26 protein-coding genes and 1 tRNA gene are annotated in these 17788 nt (G+C 72.3%); 17 read left to right on the top strand and 10 right to left on the bottom strand.

Going from position 1 to position 17788, the window contains the following annotated elements:
- Positions 1-67 precede the first annotated feature (67 nt).
- From ACQEVB_RS05430 to ACQEVB_RS05455, 6 genes are all read left to right on the top strand, one after another.
- Complete coding sequence (locus ACQEVB_RS05430; protein ID WP_432965903.1) at positions 68-766, top strand: hypothetical protein; 699 nt, start codon at positions 68-70, stop codon at positions 764-766.
- A 130-nt stretch (positions 767-896) separates the two neighbouring features.
- A complete protein-coding gene (locus tag ACQEVB_RS05435; RefSeq protein ID WP_432965906.1) occupies positions 897-1199 on the top strand; it encodes a type II toxin-antitoxin system Phd/YefM family antitoxin in 303 nt (100 codons plus the stop codon).
- Between the two features lie 15 nt (positions 1200-1214).
- The gene (locus ACQEVB_RS05440; protein WP_432965909.1) at positions 1215-1580 is read left to right on the top strand and encodes a type II toxin-antitoxin system RelE family toxin; all 366 of its coding nucleotides are present in this window, start codon (positions 1215-1217) and stop codon (positions 1578-1580) included.
- A 111-nt stretch (positions 1581-1691) separates the two neighbouring features.
- Positions 1692-2786 carry an amidohydrolase family protein gene (locus ACQEVB_RS05445; RefSeq protein WP_432965911.1) on the top strand — a complete coding sequence of 365 codons (1095 nt, stop codon included), beginning with the start codon at positions 1692-1694 and terminating at the stop codon, positions 2784-2786.
- A 1-nt stretch (position 2787) separates the two neighbouring features.
- Positions 2788-3843, top strand: coding sequence for an amidohydrolase family protein (locus ACQEVB_RS05450; protein ID WP_432965914.1), 1056 nt, complete (start codon positions 2788-2790; stop codon positions 3841-3843).
- Positions 3840-4235, top strand: a complete 396-nt coding sequence (locus ACQEVB_RS05455; protein ID WP_432965917.1) for a Rieske (2Fe-2S) protein — start codon at positions 3840-3842, stop codon at positions 4233-4235. Before ACQEVB_RS05450 ends, ACQEVB_RS05455 begins: the two co-directional genes overlap by 4 nt.
- Positions 4236-4239: 4 nt before the next feature.
- Here the strand turns inward: ACQEVB_RS05455 and ACQEVB_RS05460 are convergent, their stop codons facing one another.
- Positions 4240-4707, bottom strand: coding sequence for a MarR family winged helix-turn-helix transcriptional regulator (locus ACQEVB_RS05460; protein ID WP_432965920.1), 468 nt, complete (start codon positions 4705-4707; stop codon positions 4240-4242).
- 73 nt (positions 4708-4780) lie between these two features.
- Between ACQEVB_RS05460 and ACQEVB_RS05465 the strand changes: the two genes are divergently transcribed.
- Positions 4781-5149 (top strand): antibiotic biosynthesis monooxygenase family protein, encoded by a 369-nt coding sequence (locus ACQEVB_RS05465; protein ID WP_432965923.1) that lies wholly within the window; start codon positions 4781-4783, stop codon positions 5147-5149.
- Positions 5150-5156: 7 nt separating this feature from the next.
- Here the strand turns inward: ACQEVB_RS05465 and ACQEVB_RS05470 are convergent, their stop codons facing one another.
- From ACQEVB_RS05470 to ACQEVB_RS05480, 3 genes are read right to left on the bottom strand one after another with little or no spacing between them, the layout of a single operon-like run.
- Positions 5157-5849: an MBL fold metallo-hydrolase gene (locus tag ACQEVB_RS05470; protein ID WP_432965926.1), complete on the bottom strand. Its 693-nt coding sequence runs from the start codon at positions 5847-5849 to the stop codon at positions 5157-5159.
- Positions 5846-6493 carry a DsbA family oxidoreductase gene (locus ACQEVB_RS05475; protein ID WP_432965929.1) on the bottom strand — a complete coding sequence of 216 codons (648 nt, stop codon included), beginning with the start codon at positions 6491-6493 and terminating at the stop codon, positions 5846-5848. Before ACQEVB_RS05475 ends, ACQEVB_RS05470 begins: the two co-directional genes overlap by 4 nt.
- Positions 6490-6969 carry a TIGR03618 family F420-dependent PPOX class oxidoreductase gene (locus ACQEVB_RS05480; protein ID WP_432965932.1) on the bottom strand — a complete coding sequence of 160 codons (480 nt, stop codon included), beginning with the start codon at positions 6967-6969 and terminating at the stop codon, positions 6490-6492. The genes ACQEVB_RS05475 and ACQEVB_RS05480 overlap by 4 nt, the downstream gene beginning before the upstream one ends.
- A gap of 55 nt (positions 6970-7024) precedes the next feature.
- Between ACQEVB_RS05480 and ACQEVB_RS05485 the strand changes: the two genes are divergently transcribed.
- Positions 7025-7630, top strand: coding sequence for a TetR/AcrR family transcriptional regulator (locus ACQEVB_RS05485; RefSeq protein WP_432965935.1), 606 nt, complete (start codon positions 7025-7027; stop codon positions 7628-7630).
- On the opposite strand, the gene ACQEVB_RS05490 is transcribed toward ACQEVB_RS05485, so the two are convergent.
- Positions 7627-7929 carry a hypothetical protein gene (locus ACQEVB_RS05490; protein ID WP_432965937.1) on the bottom strand — a complete coding sequence of 101 codons (303 nt, stop codon included), beginning with the start codon at positions 7927-7929 and terminating at the stop codon, positions 7627-7629. The two genes, ACQEVB_RS05485 and ACQEVB_RS05490, sit on opposite strands and share 4 nt — an antisense overlap.
- A 79-nt stretch (positions 7930-8008) precedes the next feature.
- Positions 8009-8287: a hypothetical protein gene (locus ACQEVB_RS05495; protein ID WP_432965940.1), complete on the bottom strand. Its 279-nt coding sequence runs from the start codon at positions 8285-8287 to the stop codon at positions 8009-8011.
- 49 nt (positions 8288-8336) lie between these two features.
- Between ACQEVB_RS05495 and ACQEVB_RS05500 the strand changes: the two genes are divergently transcribed.
- From ACQEVB_RS05500 to ACQEVB_RS05515, 4 genes are all read left to right on the top strand, one after another.
- Positions 8337-8588, top strand: coding sequence for a hypothetical protein (locus ACQEVB_RS05500; RefSeq protein ID WP_432965943.1), 252 nt, complete (start codon positions 8337-8339; stop codon positions 8586-8588).
- A gap of 56 nt (positions 8589-8644) precedes the next feature.
- A complete protein-coding gene (locus ACQEVB_RS05505) occupies positions 8645-9004 on the top strand; it encodes a type II toxin-antitoxin system RelE/ParE family toxin (RefSeq protein ID WP_432965945.1) in 360 nt (119 codons plus the stop codon).
- Positions 8997-9302 (top strand): helix-turn-helix domain-containing protein, encoded by a 306-nt coding sequence (locus tag ACQEVB_RS05510; RefSeq protein ID WP_432965948.1) that lies wholly within the window; start codon positions 8997-8999, stop codon positions 9300-9302. Before ACQEVB_RS05505 ends, ACQEVB_RS05510 begins: the two co-directional genes overlap by 8 nt.
- A 156-nt stretch (positions 9303-9458) precedes the next feature.
- Complete coding sequence (locus ACQEVB_RS05515; protein WP_432965951.1) at positions 9459-10592, top strand: hypothetical protein; 1134 nt, start codon at positions 9459-9461, stop codon at positions 10590-10592.
- A gap of 15 nt (positions 10593-10607) precedes the next feature.
- On the opposite strand, the gene ACQEVB_RS05520 is transcribed toward ACQEVB_RS05515, so the two are convergent.
- Positions 10608-11315: a hypothetical protein gene (locus ACQEVB_RS05520; RefSeq protein WP_432965953.1), complete on the bottom strand. Its 708-nt coding sequence runs from the start codon at positions 11313-11315 to the stop codon at positions 10608-10610.
- Between the two features lie 77 nt (positions 11316-11392).
- Between ACQEVB_RS05520 and ACQEVB_RS05525 the strand changes: the two genes are divergently transcribed.
- A complete protein-coding gene (locus ACQEVB_RS05525) occupies positions 11393-11833 on the top strand; it encodes a transposase (RefSeq protein WP_432965956.1) in 441 nt (146 codons plus the stop codon).
- A gap of 128 nt (positions 11834-11961) precedes the next feature.
- Here the strand turns inward: ACQEVB_RS05525 and ACQEVB_RS05530 are convergent.
- A tRNA-Thr gene (locus ACQEVB_RS05530) sits at positions 11962-12036 on the bottom strand.
- Positions 12037-12072: 36 nt separating this feature from the next.
- Here ACQEVB_RS05530 and ACQEVB_RS05535 point away from each other — a divergent pair.
- The 3 genes from ACQEVB_RS05535 to otsB are packed head-to-tail and all read left to right on the top strand — an operon-like array spanning position 12073 to position 15653.
- Positions 12073-13485 carry a threonine/serine ThrE exporter family protein gene (locus ACQEVB_RS05535; RefSeq protein ID WP_432965959.1) on the top strand — a complete coding sequence of 471 codons (1413 nt, stop codon included), beginning with the start codon at positions 12073-12075 and terminating at the stop codon, positions 13483-13485.
- Positions 13486-13495: 10 nt separating this feature from the next.
- Positions 13496-14911 (top strand): alpha,alpha-trehalose-phosphate synthase (UDP-forming), encoded by a 1416-nt coding sequence (locus tag ACQEVB_RS05540; RefSeq protein ID WP_432965962.1) that lies wholly within the window; start codon positions 13496-13498, stop codon positions 14909-14911.
- On the top strand, positions 14904-15653 hold the full coding sequence (otsB, locus tag ACQEVB_RS05545; protein ID WP_432965965.1) for a trehalose-phosphatase: 750 nt from the start codon (positions 14904-14906) through the stop codon (positions 15651-15653). Before ACQEVB_RS05540 ends, otsB begins: the two co-directional genes overlap by 8 nt.
- A 3-nt stretch (positions 15654-15656) precedes the next feature.
- Here otsB and ACQEVB_RS05550 read toward each other — a convergent pair whose 3' ends face one another.
- Positions 15657-16043, bottom strand: coding sequence for a DUF3291 domain-containing protein (locus tag ACQEVB_RS05550; protein ID WP_432965968.1), 387 nt, complete (start codon positions 16041-16043; stop codon positions 15657-15659).
- Positions 16044-16127: 84 nt separating this feature from the next.
- Between ACQEVB_RS05550 and ACQEVB_RS05555 the strand changes: the two genes are divergently transcribed.
- Positions 16128-16694: a TetR/AcrR family transcriptional regulator gene (locus ACQEVB_RS05555; RefSeq protein ID WP_432965971.1), complete on the top strand. Its 567-nt coding sequence runs from the start codon at positions 16128-16130 to the stop codon at positions 16692-16694.
- Here ACQEVB_RS05555 and ACQEVB_RS05560 read toward each other — a convergent pair.
- Positions 16681-17784: a LacI family DNA-binding transcriptional regulator gene (locus ACQEVB_RS05560; protein WP_432965974.1), complete on the bottom strand. Its 1104-nt coding sequence runs from the start codon at positions 17782-17784 to the stop codon at positions 16681-16683. The genes ACQEVB_RS05555 and ACQEVB_RS05560 overlap by 14 nt on opposite strands.
- Positions 17785-17788: the final 4 nt, after the last annotated feature.

Consider the following 17788-nt stretch of genomic DNA (forward strand, 5'->3'; position numbering starts at 1 on the left):
CGTGGCGGCGGACCGCCGGAACCGCCACACTGGGCGTATCCGACCCGTCCGTGAGATGTTCCCCCTGATGAGTGAACCGCCCCGCTGGAGCCCGCCCCGGCCCACTGCTCGCTACCCCGTCCATCCGCCGGTGGACGAGGCGCCGACCGTCCGGCTACCGGCGCTGCGGCAGCCGACCGCCGAGTACCGCGACGACCGCTACTCCGACGATTACTCCGACGACGACTACGGCAGGTACGACGACTACGGCAGGTACGACGACTACGGGCCGCTCGACGACCGTCGCGAACCCGTCGCGGAGCGTCCGCCCGCCCGCCGGTCGCACCGGCGCGGGCAGGTGTTCGCGTTGCTGGTGCTGGTGCTCGCCGTGGTCGACGCCGGCTTCCTCGGCGTCCTCGTCTACCAGCTGCTCGCGTCCGTCAACCTCACCGCGGCCCAGCCCTTCGGCGCGCTCGGCGGTCAGCTGAGCGCGCTCGGGCTGGCCGCGCTCGGCGCGCTCGTCGTGTTCGTGCTCGCCCTGATCGCGCTCGTCGTCGCGCGGCCCCGGCTGCTCGCCGGCCTGGGGCTGCTGGCGTCGGTGGTGCTGCCGGTCGGCGCGGTCGTGCTCGGCATCTGGTACGGCGGCGAGGTGCTGGCCAAGCACGTCGAGAACACCGTCAGCTCGGCCGGCCCCCGCGCCGCCGACGCCATCGCCGACCAGTTCGAGCGCGAGCTGGAACGCCGCGGCATCAACATCGGACCCCTGCGCGACCTGCTCCCGCGTTAGGAGCGCCAGACCCGGCACCCGACACGTTCCTGGGCCCGATGCGTCCGGCGCGGCGGAGACAGGGCCGCCTGGCGACTAGGCAGAATTCTGGATAGAATTCTAGGCATCGTGACGGGGACGGAGCCGCGGGATGCACGTAGACACGAAGGACCTCATCAGCATCAGCGAGGCCAACAGTCGAGGAATCTCCAAGCTGGTCACCGACGCCGAGAACGGACGTCCCCAGGTGGTGATCCGCAACAGCAAGGCCGTCGCCGCCATCGTCGGGATCGACAGCGTCGAGCGCCTCCAGCGGCTCGACGAGCTCGAGGATGACCTTCGCCTGCTCAGCATCGCTCTGGTGCGAGCGGCGGCCGATAGCGGCCGCCGCCACGACCTCGACGACGTGCTCGCCGAGGCCGGGATCGACCCGGACAGCCTCGACGAGGACTGAGGGGAAGGAACCCCGGTGGTCACGGCGAAGGTGACGCTGACCGATGACGCCCGCGACGACTTCCATGATCTCGATCGGTCCGCTCAGCGAATCGTCGCCGCCGGGCTCAAGAAGCTCCAGGAAGACCCCCACCTGCGCGGCCAGCCACTCGGCAGCCGCGCCGGTGGGGATCTCACCACGTTCCGCAAGCTCGTCGTGGGCAACAAGACGTGCCGGATCATCTACCGCATCGACCCCGACGGGACCGTCGTCGTCGTCTGGGTGATCGGGAAGCGTGCCGACGACGAAGCTTACGAGCTGGCGATGGCCCGCTTGAAGATGCACGCCGACACGAACATCCGGGGCCTCGCCACCAGCCTCGAACACGTCTGGGAGCGGTAGCTCACCCGTTCCGCCGGTCTCGGACCGTGCGCGGCTGGTGGGTGGCGATCCCCGTCGTTGACCTGCCCCGCAGCGGCCACCTAACGTCGGACGACCGAGGAGGGGGCCCGCATGACGGCGGCAGCCGCGACGTACGCCCGCCCGGCCACCTGGCCGGACGTGCCGGTGGTCGACACCGACGTGCACATCACGCCGCGCTCGATCGCGGCGCTGCTGCCGTACCTGCCGGCGCGGTGGCGCGCCTACGTCCGTGAGAGCGGGATCCGCGGGCTGGAGTCGGACCTGTACCCACCGGGTTCGCCGCTCGCCGCGCTGCCCGGCTCGCGACCGGTCGACGGGCCGCCCGGATCCGACCTGGACCTGCTGCGCGCTCAGCTGCTCGATCCGTGGCGCACCCACATCGCGGTCACGCACTGCATCTACGGCGTCGACGGCATCCACAACCCGGACTGGGCGGTCGCGATGGCGCGGGCGGTCAACGACTGGCAGCTCGCGGAGTGGCTCGCACCGGAACCGCGGCTGCGCGGGTCGATCGTCGTCGCCGCGCAGGACCCGGCGCGGGCGGCGGCCGAGATCGACCGCGTCGGCGACCGGCCGGAGCTCGTCCAGGTGATCCTGCCCGTACGGGCGGCGGCGCCACTGGGCACGCGCGCGAACTGGCCGATCTACGAGGCCGCGGAGCGCCACGGTCTCGCGCTCGCCGTCTACGCGGGCGGCGCCGGCCGGCACCCGGTCACACCCGTCGGGCGACCGACCTACCACCTGGAGGAGTACGTCGGCATCGCGCACGCGTTCCAGGCGCAGCTGGTCAGCCTGGTCTGCGAGGGCGTGCCGGCGCGGTTCCCGCGACTGCCGATCGTGCTGGTGGAGGCCGGTTTCACGTGGCTGCCGCCGCTGATGTGGCGGCTGGACAAGAACTGGAAGGGGCTGCGCCGCGAGGTCCCGTGGGTGGACCGGCTGCCGTCGGAGATCATCCGCGAGACGGTCCGGCTCACCGCCCAACCGCTCGACGGCCCGCCCGAGCCGCAGCGGCTGCTCGAGGTGCTCGACCGGCTCGGCAGCGACCGGATGCTGATGTTCGCCACCGACTACCCGCACCACCAGTTCGACGACGCCGAGCACGCGGTCCCGACCGGCCTGCCGGTCGACGCGCTGACCCGGCTGCTCTCGACCAACGCCGTCGACACGTACCGCCTCGGGAGCTGACGTGCCCCGCACCCGTCCGCCGCTCGTCGACTGCGACATCCACAACGAGCTCGCGCCCGGCTCGCTCGACCCGTACCTCTCCCGGCGTTGGCGCGAGCACGCCGCGACCTTCGGCGGGCGCGGCGACGGCGGCGCGTCCTACCCGAAGGGCTCGCGCAACGCCGCCCGCGTCGACGCGTGGCCGCCGTCGGGTCTCCCGGCCGGCGGTGACCTGGGCTTCATGCAGGCCCAGCACCTCGACGCGCACGACATCCGCTTCGGCATCCTCAACTGCCTCACCCCGGCCAACCGCGAGCCCAACCCGGAGTTCGCCGCCGCCCTGTGCCGCGCGGTCAACGAGTGGCAGGTGGCCGAGTGGCTGGAGAAGGACCCGCGGCTGCGCGCCGGCATCGTCGTCCCGTACGAGGAGCCGGACCTGGCGGCGGTGGAGATCGACCGGGCCGCCGCGCATCCTGGTTTCGTGCAGGTCCTGCTGCTGGTGCGCACCGACGAGCCGCTGGGCAGGCGCCGCTACCGGCCCATCCTCGAGGCGGCCGTGCGCAATGGGCTGCCCGTCGGGATCCACTTCGGCGGCGGCCGCGGCCCGGTGACGGGCACGGGCTGGCCCTCGTTCTACATCGAGGACCACACCGCCATGGCGCAGGCGTTCCAGGCGCAGGTCACCAGCCTGGTGATCGAGGGCGTGTTCGAGCGGTTGCCGCAGCTGCGGGTGGTGCTGATCGAGGGCGGCTTCGGCTGGCTCCCGTCGCTGATGTGGCGCATGGACGCGCACTGGAAGCGGCTGCGCAGCGAGGTCCCGCACCTGACGAAGGCCCCGTCGGAGTACGTGCGGGAGCACTTCTGGGTCACGACGCAGCCGATCGAGGAGCCGCCCGACCCGCGCCAGCTCCTCGCCGTGTTCGACAACCTCGGCGGCACCGGGCGGATCATGTTCTCCACCGACTACCCGCACTGGGACTTCGACGACCCCGACCGTGCCCTGCAGGTCCGGCTGCCCGACGCGGACCGCGCGGCGATCCTCGGCGGCAACGCCACCGCGCTGTACGGCCTCGCATGAGCGCGCACGTCGTCGGGACGACCGCCGAGATCCCGCCCGGCGAGCGCAAGATCGTCGAGATCGACGGGCGCTCGATCGGCGTCTTCAACGTGGACGGGCGCTTCTACGCGCTGCGCAACACCTGCCCGCACGCCGGCGCGCGGCTCTGCGAGGGCACGCTCTCCGGGCTGGTCGTGTCGACGGCTCCTGGCGAGTACAACTACGTGCGGGAGGGCGAGATCCTGCGCTGCCCGTGGCACGGCTGGGAGTTCGACATCACCACCGGACAGTCCTGGTTCGACCCGGCGCGCGTGCGCGTACGGGCCTACGAGACGACCGTCGAACCGGGCCCCTACCAGGCAGAACGCTACGACGTGGAGGTCCGGCACGACCTCGTCGTCGTGCACACCTGACCGGTCACACGCGCGGGAGGCGCGTGCGCAGCGCGGGGTGCACGCCGGGCGGGAGTCCGGCGTGGTCGACCAGGCGGTGCAGCATCGCGATCAGCGACGCCTGCTCGGCGGCGTCGAGCGGCGTCAGCACCGACGCCTCCAGCTCGTCGGCCACGGCGCGGGCGGCGTCGAGCGCGGTGCGTCCGCTCTCGGTGAGGTGGACGGCGTGGGCGCGCCGGTCCAGCGGGTGCCGGGCGCGCCGGACGTAGCCGCGGCCCTCCAGCGCGTCGACGATCCCCACCATGGCGTTGCGGTGCACCCCGAGCTGGTCGGCGAGCTCCTGCTGGCTGCGGCCGTCGCTGCGGGCCAGATGCGTCAGCACGCCGAACTGCGCCGGTTGCAGGCCGAGGGGTGCCAGGTCGTGGGCGAACCGGTCGGCCACGTGGTAGCCCAGGTGGGACAGCAGGTAGACGCCCCGGTCGTCGAGTTCCACCGCGCGATGTTAGCACGCACCGATACTGTCATTGTTGATGACAATCACGCAAAGGGCGCATATGGTGGACCGCATGACACGACCCGAGCAGCACCCGGTGGCCGGCGTGGACACCCCGATCACCCTCATCAACGCGATCTCCGTGCCGATGGCGCAGGGCGACCGCTTCCTGCGGCGCTGGCGCGGGAACGCCCAGCACATGGCGGACGCGCCCGGCCTGATCAGGGCCCGCATGTTCCGCGCGTTCAGCGACGACGCGGAGATCACCTTCTGCAACGTCGCCGAGTGGACGAGCGGGCTCGCCTTCGACGCCGCGCACCGGAACCCGGAGTGGCGGGCGGCGGTCCGGCGCCTGCTCGACGACCCCGAGCTCGACGTCGTCGCCCGGCCGATGGTCTACGACGTCGCCGTCGAGGTGACCCCGGGCGTCCGGCTGATCTGACCGGCGCTCACCATCCGCGCGCCACCCACTCGTCGAGGTGCGGGCGCTCGGCGCCGATCGTGGTGTCGGCGCCGTGCCCCGGCCGCACCCGCACGACATCGGGCAGCTCGAAGAGCCGGCGCACCGAGCCGATGATCGTCGGGAAGTCGGAGAGGCGGGTGCCGGTCAGCCCGGGCCCGCCGGGGAACAGCGTGTCGCCGGTGAGCAGGTCGTCGCCGACGAGCAGGCTGATCCCGCCGGGCGAGTGACCCGGCGTGTGCAGCACCTCGACGCGCAGCGGCCCGACCTCCAGCACCTCGCCGTCGACCACGGGCGTGCTCCGCCCGTCCCACGGCGGACCCGGCGGCGGGACGAGCAGCGCGGGGTCGCGCGCCAGGAGGTCCGCGGTGGCGGTGCCGGCGTCCCAGAACCCGGTGCGTGCGGCGACGGCGAGCTCGTCGGGCCACACCGGCGCATCGGCGGGGTGGGCGAGCACCGGCACCTGCCACCGCGCGGCCAGCTCGGGCGCGGCCAGCACGTGGTCGAAGTGGGCATGGGTCAGCGCGATCGCGACGACGTCCAGGTCGGCGGTCGCCGACGCGATCGCGGCCGCGTCGGCTCCGGGATCGACGACGAGCGCGCGCCGGTCACCCTCGGCGTGCAGCACCCAGCAGTTCGTGTCGAGCACGCCGACCACGACCGGCACCAGGACCGGGTTCATGCCTTGCGCAGCAGGTCGTCGTAGACGCTCGGGTCGTGCGCGTCGACGACCGGGAACCCGGCTGCCCACGGGCCCTCCCAGTGCACCTCGATGCCCGGGTTGGTGACGGTGGTCCCGTCCGGCAGCCGGAAGGTGGGGCTGCCCGCGATCGCGTCGGTCTGCGACACCGCGAAATCGGCCATGACGTCGGCGCGGTGCCGACCCGTGTCGAGCGCGGCGGCCAGCGCCTCGACGTCGACGTCGGGCAGCTCGGCGGCGACATCCAGGATCACCTGGCGATGGCTGATCGAGCGCGACCGCGTCCAGAACGCCCGCCGGAGCGCAAGGTCCAGCTCCTCGCCGGCCCGCAGGCCCTGCGCGCTCGCGGCGTGCACGGCCTCGGCGGCGAGCAGGACGGTGTGCGGGTAGCGGTCGTCCGGCTCCGTCCAGACCCGGAACTGCGCCTCCGGCTCGATCTGCCCGAGCCCGACGGCCTCGGTGTCGGTGCCGCGGCGCGGGTGCGGCCCGTTGAAGAGCTCCAACGGGAACGTGTGGTGCTCCAGCTCGACGTCCAGCCCCAGCCGCTCGCGGGCGCGCCGCAGCCGGAGGATGCCCACGTAGGCGAACGGGCAGAGCAGGTCGGACCAGACCTGGATCGTCGTCATGCGGGCTCCTCGTGCTCGGTGCCGGGCGGGTTGGTGGCGAACGACTCGGGGGTCAGCAGGACGGCCGTGCGCCGGTCGGCGGCCATCGCGCGGTCGTACTCGTCGAGGTCGGGGTGGTGGCCGCCGGCGGCGTGGTAGACGTCGCGCAGCAGTGCCGGCAGGTCGGCGAGGCCGGGCAGCTCGTCGTCGGGGCCGGCCAGCTCGACGCTGCCCCGCACGGCCACCCACTCCCAGCCGGACCGGAAGACGAGCGTCGCCGTCGGCTCGCGGCGCAGGTTGGCGAGCTTGGCCGTGGCGCCGCGCGCGACGAACGCGACGGTCGGCGCGCCGCTGACGGGATGGGGCAGCACGCCCGCGTTCACGACGCTGGTCGACGGGCGGCCGTCGGGCCGCTGGGTCACGAGCACCGCGAGCCAGTGCTCGGGGGCTCCGTACCGGCGGACCAGGTCGAGGCCCTCGGTGGTCGTCAGCTTCACGTCGAGCACGATACGGACTGCGGTCCGTTTATGTCCAGAGATAGAGTCGCCGACCGTGAGCAGCCCCGTCGACCTGCCGCTCGTGCGCGGCGGCGCATCGAGGGAACGGGCCGACGCCGCGCGCAACCGGCGCAAGGTGCTCGCGGCCGCGGCCACCCTGTTCGCCGAACGCGGCGTCGGGGCGGTCAGCATGGACGACCTCGCGGCCGCGGCCGGCGTCGGGAAAGGCACCCTGTACCGGCGCTTCGGCGACAAGTCGGGGCTGGCCGCGGCCCTGCTCGACGAACGCGAGTCCGAGCTGCAGGCCGCGATGATGAGCGGCCCACCGCCGCTCGGCCCTGGCGCGCCGCCGACCGAGCGAGTGGCCGCCTTCGTCGAGGCCTACCTGGCCTTCCTCGACGCGCACCTCGACGTCGTCGAGATGTCGCAGACCGCCAGCCGCGGCGCCCGCCTCCGCACCGGCTCGCACCGGCTGTGGCGCCAGCACCTCAGCGTCCTCCTCGCGGCCGCCGGAGCCCCCGACCCCGACCTCCGCGCCGGCGCCCTCCTCGCCGCCCTCACCGCGGAGCAGGTCCGGCACTGGCGCCACGACGAGGGCCGCAGCCTGCCCGAGCTCACCGCGGCGCTGGTCGGCCTGGCGCGGGCGGCGGCCGCTGGCTAGGCGCCCGGGGCAGCCGTCAGCGGCAGGCCCGGAGGCTCCGTTCGCGGCTGCCGCGTGGGCTCCGGGCGCGGTTCCTTCGTCTGCGTCGGCTTCGGCGTCGACGACGGGGTGGGTGGAGGCGTCGGCATGGCCTTGCCCGTCTCCGTGCAGAGGTAGAGCTTGCTCGTGCCGAGTTGGGTGCACTGGAGGACCTTGCCGGCCGCCGGCGCCGGCGCCGCGCTGGCAGTGGTCACGATGAGACCGAGTCCGAGCACGGTGAGTGCTCCGGTCGCGCAGACGAGCGCGACGTTGCGAGTCATCACGAAGGGCCTTTCGGGGGAGCGATCGGGCAGGCCGGCCGACCCGCGCGACGGTCCTTCGCGGCGATGCCGACCTGCGTTACGCGCCGTTCGGGTAGATGCCCCGCCCGGGCGGCCCGGGACGAGGCGCCCGTGCTGGCTGCTCGGCACCGTCGGCGAACCAGGCGACGGCGTGCCGCGTCCCCAATTCCCCGAGCAGGTAGCCCGTCACCGACGCGGCAACGACACCGAAATCGGTGGACCGATCAGCCGCATAGGCGCAGGCAGCGCGCTCATCGCGGAAGACGATCTCGACCACACCGACGTCGTCGGGCCTGGTCGCATGCACAGCGAAGATCCACTCATCGGCGACACCCACAGGCGCAGTCTTTCGGATTTCCGAAAGGCATGCAACCTAGCTTGCGAGGATGCCCGGCCAGGATCACTCGACAGGCGATCCGACCAAGCTGTCCGATGACCAACTCCTGGCCGCGATCCTCGACTCGGAGGAAGCGCGCCGCGCCGGCCGCGAGCGCACCGGTCGACTCCTGGCCGAGCTGTACCGCAGAGGTGGGCACTCCTGGCCGGCCATCGCCCGCCTGACCGGCATCCGCCAGACGACGGCGTACGAGCTGGCGCAGCCCTACCTCGCCGCCGATCCCGGGACCGAGCAGCCGTAGCGAGTACGCGAGTTCATAAACCTTGCTCTATACAACCCACAAGCTATACTGGGCACGTGGCGTGGGAGGTGATCCTCCTCGAGGACGTCGAGGCATGGCTACTGGACGAGATCGACGACGAGACGTACGACCTGGTCGCGGCAGCCATCGACAAGCTCGAAGCGGATGGTCCAACGCTGGGTCGACCGCTGGTCGACAGGATCAAGGGCTCCTCGATGCACAACCTCAAGGAACTCCGCCCCGGATCGACCGGTGCGTCGGAAGTCAGGATCCTGTTCGTCTTCGATCCGGCTCGACGTGCAGTCCTACTGGTGGCGGGGGACAAGTCAGGGCGGTGGTCGGAGTGGTACCGCCACTCCATCCCATTGGCAGAGAAGCGGTACGAGCGCTGGACGGAGGATGAGCAGAATGGCTAGCAACTGGCGCGAGGTCCGAGCCAAGCGAGCCCCGCGAGAGGGTCGCGTCGCCGCCCATCGCGCGCACCTCGACGAGCTCGTTCGCGCGCATCAACTGCGGGAGATCCGCACCGAGCAAGGCGTCACCCAACGCGAACTCGCCGACCGGATGCACGTGAGCCAGCCCTCGGTCTCGGCACTCGAGCGCGGCGAGCTCTCCAAGGCCGGCCTCGGCACGATCCGTGCGTACGTGGAGGCACTCGGGGGCACCGTGGACATCATCGCCAACTTCGGGGACCAGCGCGTGAGGCTGGGATAGCACCTGCCGGCCACCGATGTCCATTCGCGGCAATCAACTGGTTCTGTCGACGTCGGGTCGCGCGACATGTGGCGCGTAGAGGCTGACCATCCGCACTCGGGGTGATACTGGACGTCACAGAGGCCATTGTGCGATCCAGAACAGCGGGGGCAGTTCATGGAGCGGATGTCGGGGCGGTTGCTGTGTTACGTCGCGCCAAATAGGAAGGCCGATCTCGCGGTCGCCGTGCTTGCCGCGGCGCTGACAGGCAGGAATCCGGCGTCCGGGCTGGTGGTTCGCGGCCCGCAGACCGGGGAATTGCTTCGCGATCTTCGCCGCGCCAGGTTCGTTGGAGCTGCACAGCAGCCAGTGATCGTGGACCCGGGGTGCTGGACGACGACGGTCGCCACCCCAGACGCGCCGCTGGTCGTTGCCGCAGACGACGATGCGCTCTACCCGCTACCGCTGGACGAGCAGATGGCCTCGTGGTTGGACTCGGGCGCGGCCGGAGCATTCACGCCGTCGGGGTTCGTTCGGGACGGAGACTGGCCGGCGTTGAAGGCCGTGCTCGCCGCGGGCGCGCAGATGTCGGATCCGCGGGTGGCGACCCTGGTCGCGACCGAGGCGGCGATGCTCGGCCCGGCCCGACTCGAGACGTTCATGGCCGTCCTGGACGAGCAGCGCGGCGATCGGGAACTGGCGTTCGTGTTCGCCGCACGGTCGACATGGCTAGCCGGGAAGGGCCGAATGGCCGGGCTGCGCGCCATGTTGAACGCTTTCCCGGGCAGTCTCGTGGTGGGCACCGAGGTGCTCGCCGCTACCGACGTCCTCGCGCACGGCGGCGGGGCCGCGATCGGACTATTGGCCTCGCAGCGCCAACCCCGACCACCAGAGACGCGCAGGGGCGGCCCGAGGTCCGCAGGGTTCATCCCCGGCCTGTTCCTGCGCGAACTGTGGGAAACCCGGAACCCCTCGATCTACCGGGCCTGGTACGCGAACCGCGCCGCACCTGTGTGCGCGCGATGCGGTGACCGTGCTGCTGACTCGTTCACCACCGATCCCGCCGACAAAGAAGCGGTCCTGCTCCACAACGTCCACGCCTGGCTCGCTGTGCTCGACGAACTGCTCGACGACGAGTTCGTCGCCGGCCAGGTTGATCAGCGGACTTGGCTGGCCACGCAGCGTTGGAACGCCCGGGAGGCACACCGAGACCTCGGCACCCCAGGCAAGGGCGCTCCGGTCGATCCGCTGCTGGATGCATTGTGTGATCTGGACGGACCCCCGCAGCACCGCCTCGTACCCACGACCTGAACCAGCTGAACGAGCTCACGGTCGAGCCGACACTCCCTGACCGACTGGGCGCCCGCGAGGGACCGTTTCGGTCGGGGCGGCGGTTTGGGTCGTCTGCGCGAGCCACGCGGCATAGGCATGTTCGGCGAACTGCCACTTCGCCGGCTTCAGGTAACGCGACACGTAAGGCGCCGGCGTTACCGCCTCGTCGATTTCGCCGCAGTGATCACGTCCTGGACAGACGATCCACAGTCCGGTGCCGTCGACATCGGCCTCCCACGCAATGTCGGTGACCCGGCGCGGGGGGCGGGTCAGAAGCACGGTCCGCGCCGCGAACGGCTCGAACGTGGCTGCGCGCCGTAGCGCGGGCCGCCAGGTGGCGCCCCGCACGACAACCAGAGAGACCGCAGCCGCAGGGGTGTACCGGCGTCGGACCCGACTGCCACCATCGAGCCAATCCACGCAGCCAGTCGGAGCTTTGCCCAGCAGCCGAAGATTCACTTCGCCCAGGTCCTCGGTCGAAACCTCGGCGTGCAGCGGCAGGTGCATCAGCGCCTGAAGCACGCTGACGTCGAGGACAGGACCTAGCCCGGCCGCGATCCGGCGGGCGTGCTCCGTGGCGTCCACGCTGACGACCGCATCAGCACTCACTCCGACGACACGGGCTGCGCCCGGTACCGCGGCCGCGGCCAGCTCGCCCGGAGTCAGCCCGGTGGACCGTGCCGCCGAGCCGTCACCGTCCACGCCGTCATCGTTGCACCCTGCGCGCAATTATGCGAAGACGGGTTCAGCCGCGCGCGCAGCCATGCGATCCTGAACCTGTGTCCCCCGATCGCGGTGACGACGAGTTGGTGTCGCTACGCGAGCTGGCTCGCAGGACCGGAGTGTCGGAGGGGACTCTGCGCAACTGGGAGAAGCAACACGAACCGCGTCTGCGCATCAACCGCCGTGCACCGAGGTCGGCGACTTCAACCATCGCAGATTTACGCGCATTCTGCGCAGCTCACCCCGACCTGCCCGGAGCCAGGAAAGCGCTGGTCCGCCTGGACAGCCCCGCCGCCTTGATGGACGTCGAGACGCTGCGCTGGACCCTGGAGGCCGTGATCGTCGCCGTCCGCGCCACCATGGCCGCACACATCGAGCTGGCCGACAACACGACCACCGCTCACCGAGCCCATGCCACTGCGTTGACGGGCGCACTTCGCGGGCTGGACGACGCCCTCGCCCGCATCGCGCCCGCGGACGGACGCACAGAGGCGTAGCCGCAACGCGCTCAGGTGCGTCTGCTCCGGCCTGCAGCCCGAGCGAAGATCGCCGCAGCCGTATCGGAGCAGCGGTGACTCCTCATGCTCGGGCGCCGACACAACCCGGCATACGAATCGACCAAGCATGGAGCCGGAGGTCGGGATCGAACCGACGACCTACCGCTTACAAGGCGGTTGCTCTACCACTGAGCTACACCGGCACGGGGCCATCGTAGAGCCCACCTACCCTGGCGGTCATGGCAGAGGGGAACGGGGAGTCGCGGGGTCGGCTGTCGCGTCGCGTCCGCTCCAAGCTCGGGCGGGAGGCTCGGGAGCTGCTGCAGGCGGGGCCGCCGACGCTGGATCTGATGGCGCCGGTGGGGCCGCAGGTGCCGGACGATGCGCGGGTGCAGCAAGCGCTGGACCTGTGCATGCGGGCCGGTGAGGTGATGCTGTCGAGCGGCGAGGACGCCGCCGAGACGACGAACGCCATGATTGGGTTGGCGAACGCCTGCGGGCTGCCGACGGTCGATGTCGACATCACGTTCACGTCGATCACGATGTGCTGCCACCGCGGGATGGCGGCGACGCCGGTGACGTCGATGCGGTTGGTGCGGCGGCGCGCGCTGGACCTGACACGGCTGGCGGCGGTGCGCGACATCATGGCGCGCGTCGACCGCGCCGAGCTGGACGTGCACGGCGCCGCGACGGAGCTGGACGTGGCGGTGTCGGCGCACCACCCGTACCCGCGGTGGGTGGCGACGGCGGGGTGGGCCGGGTTGGCGGCGGCGATCGCGCTGATGCTGGGTGCCGCGCCGATCACGGCGGTGGCCGCGTTCCTGGTGACGGGCGCGATCGACCGGGCCGGCCGGGTGCTCACGCGCTGGGGGTTGCCGTCGTTCTTCCAGCAGGTCGTGGGCGGCATGTTGGCGACGGGTTCGGCCATCGCACTGTTCGCGACCGGCTTCTTCCCGGCGGGGACGCGGCCGTCGCTGGTGGTCGCGGCCGGCATCACGGTGCTGCTGTCCGGGCTCTCGGTGGTCGGCACGGTGCAGGACGCGATCGCCGGCTACTACGTGACCGCGGCCGGCCGGGCGGCGGAGATCGCGCTGCTGTCGGCCGGCCTGCTCACGGGCGTGGTGCTGGCGTTGAAGATCGGGCTGGAGTTCGGGCTGGTCCTGGAGGTCGCCGGGGAGCTGCCGACGGACGGCGGCCAGTACTGGCGGGGCATCGGCGCGGCCGCGGTCGCCGCCGCCGCGTTCGCGCTGGCCGGGTACGCCCAGTGGCGACCGCTGCTCATCGCGGGCGCGGCGGGGGCTGCGGGTTGGGGCACGTACGGGGCGTTGACGCAGTTCGCGACGGTCGGCCCGGTCGCCGCGACCGGGGTCGCGGCGGTGGTGGTCGGATGCGCCGCCGGCCTGCTGCGCCGCGACGGGCGGGTGCCCCCGCTGGTGGTCGTGCTGGCCGGGATCACGCCGCTGCTGCCGGGCTTCACGGCCTACCGCGGCTTCTACCAGCTGGCCGTCGAGGGCGTGGCCGACGGGCTGGTCACCGTGACGGTCGCGCTGGGCATCGGTCTCGCGCTGGCGGCCGGGGTGAGCTTCGGCGACTTCCTCACATCCCCGCACAAGCGGGCCGCACGACCCGCGGTGGAGCCCGTACCGCAGTAGGGTCGGAAAAGTGAGCGAAGTCGGGAACGAGGCCGAGTTCGTCGTCGTCGCCAACCGCCTGCCCGTCGATCTGGAGAAGCTGCCCGACGGCACGGAGCGCTGGAAGCGCAGCCCGGGTGGCCTGGTCACGGCGTTGGAGCCGATGCTGCGCAGCCGGGAGGGGGCGTGGGTCGGCTGGCCGGGCGTACCCGACGCCGACGCCGGGCCGTTCGTGGAGGACGGCCTGTCGCTGCACCCGGTGAACCTCTCGGCGAAGGATGTCGAGGACTACTACGAGGGCTTCTCCAACGGCACGCTGTGGCCGCTGTACCACGACGTGGTGGCCCCGCCGGCGTTCCATCGGCACTGGTGGCAGGCCTACACGCGGGTCAACCAGCGCTTCGCCGAGGTCACCGCGGAGGTGGCCGCCGAGGGCGCGACGGTGTGGGTGCAGGACTACCAGCTGCAGCTGTTGCCGGCGGCGCTGCGGGCGCTGCGGCCGGACCTGCGCATCGGGTTCTTCCTGCACATCCCGTTCCCGCCCACCGAGCTGTTCATGCAGCTGCCGTGGCGGTCGCGGATCATCGAGGGTCTGCTCGGCGCCGACCTCGTCGGCTTCCACACCGAGGGCGGCGCCCGCAACTTCGGCTGGCTCGCCACCCAGCTGACGTCGGCGACGGAGAGCGGCCGCGACGACGAGCTCAACTACCACGGCCGGACGGTGCGGCTCGGCGCGTTCCCGATCTCGATCGACTCCCGCGCGCTGGACGAGCTGGCCCGCTCGCCGGAGGTGCAGGAGCAGGCCAAGCAGATCCGCGCCGATCTGGGTGATCCGCGCCGGGTCATCCTCGGCGTCGACCGCCTGGACTACACCAAGGGCATCGACGTGCGGCTGCGCGCGTTCGAGGAGCTGCTGGCCGAGGACAAGGCCGGCGACACCGTGATGATCCAGCTGGCCACGCCCAGCCGTGAACGCGTCGAGCACTACCAGCGGATGCGGCAGGACATCGAGCAGGCCGTCGGCCGCATCAACGGGGCGTACGCGCGGGTCGGGCACCCGGTGCTGCACTACCTGCACCAGTCCCTGCCGCGCAACGAGCTCGCCGCGTTCTTCGCCGCCGCCGACGTCATGCTGGTGACGCCGCTGCGGGACGGGATGAACCTGGTCGCGAAGGAGTACGTGGCCTGCCGCACCGACGACACAGGGGTCCTGGTGCTCTCGGAGTTCGCGGGCGCGGCGATCGAGCTGCGGGACGCGTTGCTGGTGAACCCGCACGACACCGACGGCGTGAAGCTGGCGCTGCGCACGGCGTTGGAGATGCCGGACGCCGAGGCGTCGAAGCGGATGCGGAACCTGCGCAAGCAGGTGCTCACCCACGACGTGGACCGCTGGGCCCGCACGTTCCTGGACGCGCTGGGCCTGCCGCCTGCCGACAGTGATGAGTGAGCTGAAAGCGGCCCTGGACCGGCTCGCGTCCACCCGGCGGTTGCTCGTCGCCCTCGACTTCGACGGCGTGCTCGCCCCCATCGTCGACGTGCCGTCGGCGGCGCGGCCGCTCCCGGAGGCTGCGGCTGCGTTGAGTGACCTGGCTGCCCTGCCGAAGACGACGGTCGCGCTGGTGTCCGGGCGCGGGCTGACCGATCTGGCCACCGTCTCCGGGTTCGGGACGCCGATCAGGCTCGTCGGCAGCCACGGTGCCGAGTTCGACGACGGCGCGACGGCGATGGACGACGAGGCACGTGTCCGGCTCGAGCGGCTCGTCGCCGAGGTCACCGCGCTCGTGGGGCACGAGGCGGGCGTGCGGCTGGAGCACAAGCCCACCGGCATCGCCGTGCACGTGCGCGGCGCGGACGACGCGGTGGCGCAGCGCGTCCTCGACGCGGTCGGCGCCGGACCCGCCGCTGCTGAGGGCGTGGTCGCGACGCCGGGCAAGGCCGTCCTCGACCTCGCGGTCGTCGAGGTGTCGAAGGGCGCGGCCATCGACCAGCTGCGCGACCAGCTGTCCGCCGACGCCGTGCTGTTCGCCGGCGACGACGTCACCGACGAGACCGGGTTCGCCCGGCTGCGCGACGGCGACGTGGGCGTCAAGGTCGGCGACGGCGACACCGCGGCTGCGTTCCGGGTACCCGATCCCGCTGCCGTCGCCGACCTGCTGAAGCACCTGGTGTCTGCGCGCGCCTCGGCCTGACGATCAGTCGCTGCTGACCCGGCCCTCGGCGTCCGCCCAGGTCGGCGGGGTGTCGGCGGGGGCGGACCAGGTGCGGAACACCGACTCCGCCATGACCTTGCGCTGCCGCACCATCACCGATGCGTGCGGCTCGGTGCGCACCATCGCGCTGAGCGCGGCCTGATCGGTCCACTGCGAGAGCGTCCAGAACTCCTTGCGCAGCGGGTGCGCCCGCAGGGTCACGCCGATGATGCCCGGGCTGCGCCGGGCGAGCGCGAAGACGCGCATGGCGTCGAGGAAGAACGGCAGCACGTCGCGGTGGCGCCGGACGCGGAAGCGGGACGCCATGACGACCGAGTCGGTGGTGGTGGCGGGGGTCTGCGGACCAGCGGTCCACGGGAGTGTCGGCATCGGACGCCCTCTCAATCTTGTCACCGCCAAGATGCCCGAACGGCCAAATCTTGTCAACGTAAAGATCTGGGGTATCGTGGTGACGTGCCTTACCACCACGGCGACCTGCGACGCGCCCTGCTCGACACAGCCCTGGAGGCCGTCGCCGAGCACGGGCCGGCCGCGGTGAGCCTGCGGGACGTGGCCCGTCGCGCCGGCGTCTCCCACGCCGCGCCGACCCACCACTTCGGGGACAAGACCGGCCTGCTCACCGCTCTCGCTGCCGAGGGGTGGTCGATGCTGGCGGACGCGCTGGCCGCGACGGCCGAGCGCGACCCGTCCTTCGCCGAGCTGGGGGTGACGTACGTGGTGTTCGCAGTGGGGCATCCGGCGCACTACGCGGTGATGCGCGCGCCCGGCCTGGTCAAGAAGGCCGACCCCGAGCTGGTGGCCGCCCAGGGTCGGGCGTCCGCCCAGCTGCGGGCCGGTGCCACCCGACACTCCGATTCCGCCGCGGCGACCGATCCGACGACCGCCATCGCCGGCTGGGCGATGGTGCACGGCCTCGCCGCGCTCGTGCTGGAAGGCGCGATCACGCCGGAGCCCGACGTCGAGACGCTGGCCAGGGCGGTGACGAGCCGGCTCGGGCCGAGACCGTTCACCAGCCGCTGAAGAAGCGCTCCTCGCGGCGCGGTTCCCCGCTGGTGGCCCGCACGGTCAGCTCGGTGGGCAGCAGTACCCGGCGCGGCCGGTTGCGCTCGCCGCGTTCCAGCAGCAGCTCGCCCGCCGTCCGACCCTTCTCGCGCAGCGGCTGGCTGACGGTCGTGAGCCCGACCCGCTCCGCCTCGGGGATGCCGTCGAACCCGGTGACGGTGAGGTCGCCGGGCACGGAGAGCCCGCGGTCGGCCGCGTGCTGCAGAGCACCCAGCGCCAGCACGTCGGACGTGCAGACGATGGCCGTGAGGTCGGGGTGGGCGGCCAGCAGCTCGGCCGCCGCGGCCTGGCCGGCGTCGGGGCTGTGGTCGAACCGCTCGATGACGGGCACCCCGGCCCAGTCGACGCCGGCCTCGACGAGCCCGTCGCGCAGGCCGGCGAGGCGGTCGCGCTGCACGGGGTAGGTCACGCCGGCGAGCCGTTCGGCGTCGGCCGGGCCGTCGTTGTGGCCGGCGGCGAGGCGCATGCAGAGCACGCCGATCCGGCGGTGACCCAGGCCCGTCAGGTGCCGGGCCATGGCGAGCATGCCGGCCCGGTCGTCGACGCCGACGCGGTCGACGCCCTCGACGCCGACCGGCTGGTCGCACACGACCGTGGGCACCGGCCGTTCGAGGACGGCCATGAAGTGCGGGTCGTCCTCGCGCACGGAGTAGACGACGAAGCCGTCGACGCCCGCCTGGTGCACAGCGGTGACGTCGACGTGGTCGGGGCTGACCGGGATCAGCAGCAGGCCCTGCCCGGCCTGCTCGCAGGCGAGCGCGAGGCCCTCCAGGAAGCCGGTGGCCGCGGGGTCGCGGAACGCGTAGGAGAGCGCCTCGGTGAGCAACAGCCCGACCGCGCCGGCCTTGCGGGTGCGCAGCGATCGGGCGACCGGGTCGGGCCCGGGGTAGCCCAGCCTGCGGGCCGCTTCCAGCACGCGCGCGCGCAGGGGAGCAGACAGCTGATCAGGACGGTTGTAGGCGTTGGACACGGTCGTCCTGGAGACGCCGAGTTCAGCGGCGAGCGACGCCAAGGTGGCTGGTCGTCGCGTTGGAGGCGGCCCGGACACCTGC

Source organism: Pseudonocardia sp. CA-107938 (genome assembly GCF_050936315.1).
Classification (GTDB): Bacteria; Actinomycetota; Actinomycetes; order Mycobacteriales; family Pseudonocardiaceae; genus Pseudonocardia.

What these genes read in the sequence shown, in the direction of transcription:
- ACQEVB_RS05430 (WP_432965903.1), top strand. Translation starts at nt 68, where the DNA reads ATGAGTGAACCGCCCCGCTGGAGCCCGCCCCGGCCCACTGCTCGCTAC.
- ACQEVB_RS05435 (WP_432965906.1), top strand. Translation starts at nt 897, where the DNA reads ATGCACGTAGACACGAAGGACCTCATCAGCATCAGCGAGGCCAACAGT.
- ACQEVB_RS05445 (WP_432965911.1), top strand. Translation starts at nt 1,692, where the DNA reads ATGACGGCGGCAGCCGCGACGTACGCCCGCCCGGCCACCTGGCCGGAC.
- ACQEVB_RS05455 (WP_432965917.1), top strand. Translation starts at nt 3,840, where the DNA reads ATGAGCGCGCACGTCGTCGGGACGACCGCCGAGATCCCGCCCGGCGAG.
- ACQEVB_RS05465 (WP_432965923.1), top strand. Translation starts at nt 4,781, where the DNA reads ATGACACGACCCGAGCAGCACCCGGTGGCCGGCGTGGACACCCCGATC.
- ACQEVB_RS05470 (WP_432965926.1), bottom strand. Translation starts at nt 5,849, where the DNA reads ATGAACCCGGTCCTGGTGCCGGTCGTGGTCGGCGTGCTCGACACGAAC.
- ACQEVB_RS05475 (WP_432965929.1), bottom strand. Translation starts at nt 6,493, where the DNA reads ATGACGACGATCCAGGTCTGGTCCGACCTGCTCTGCCCGTTCGCCTAC.
- ACQEVB_RS05490 (WP_432965937.1), bottom strand. Translation starts at nt 7,929, where the DNA reads ATGACTCGCAACGTCGCGCTCGTCTGCGCGACCGGAGCACTCACCGTG.
- ACQEVB_RS05500 (WP_432965943.1), top strand. Translation starts at nt 8,337, where the DNA reads ATGCCCGGCCAGGATCACTCGACAGGCGATCCGACCAAGCTGTCCGAT.
- ACQEVB_RS05510 (WP_432965948.1), top strand. Translation starts at nt 8,997, where the DNA reads ATGGCTAGCAACTGGCGCGAGGTCCGAGCCAAGCGAGCCCCGCGAGAG.
- ACQEVB_RS05515 (WP_432965951.1), top strand. Translation starts at nt 9,459, where the DNA reads ATGGAGCGGATGTCGGGGCGGTTGCTGTGTTACGTCGCGCCAAATAGG.
- ACQEVB_RS05535 (WP_432965959.1), top strand. Translation starts at nt 12,073, where the DNA reads ATGGCAGAGGGGAACGGGGAGTCGCGGGGTCGGCTGTCGCGTCGCGTC.
- otsB (WP_432965965.1), top strand. Translation starts at nt 14,904, where the DNA reads ATGAGTGAGCTGAAAGCGGCCCTGGACCGGCTCGCGTCCACCCGGCGG.
- ACQEVB_RS05550 (WP_432965968.1), bottom strand. Translation starts at nt 16,043, where the DNA reads ATGCCGACACTCCCGTGGACCGCTGGTCCGCAGACCCCCGCCACCACC.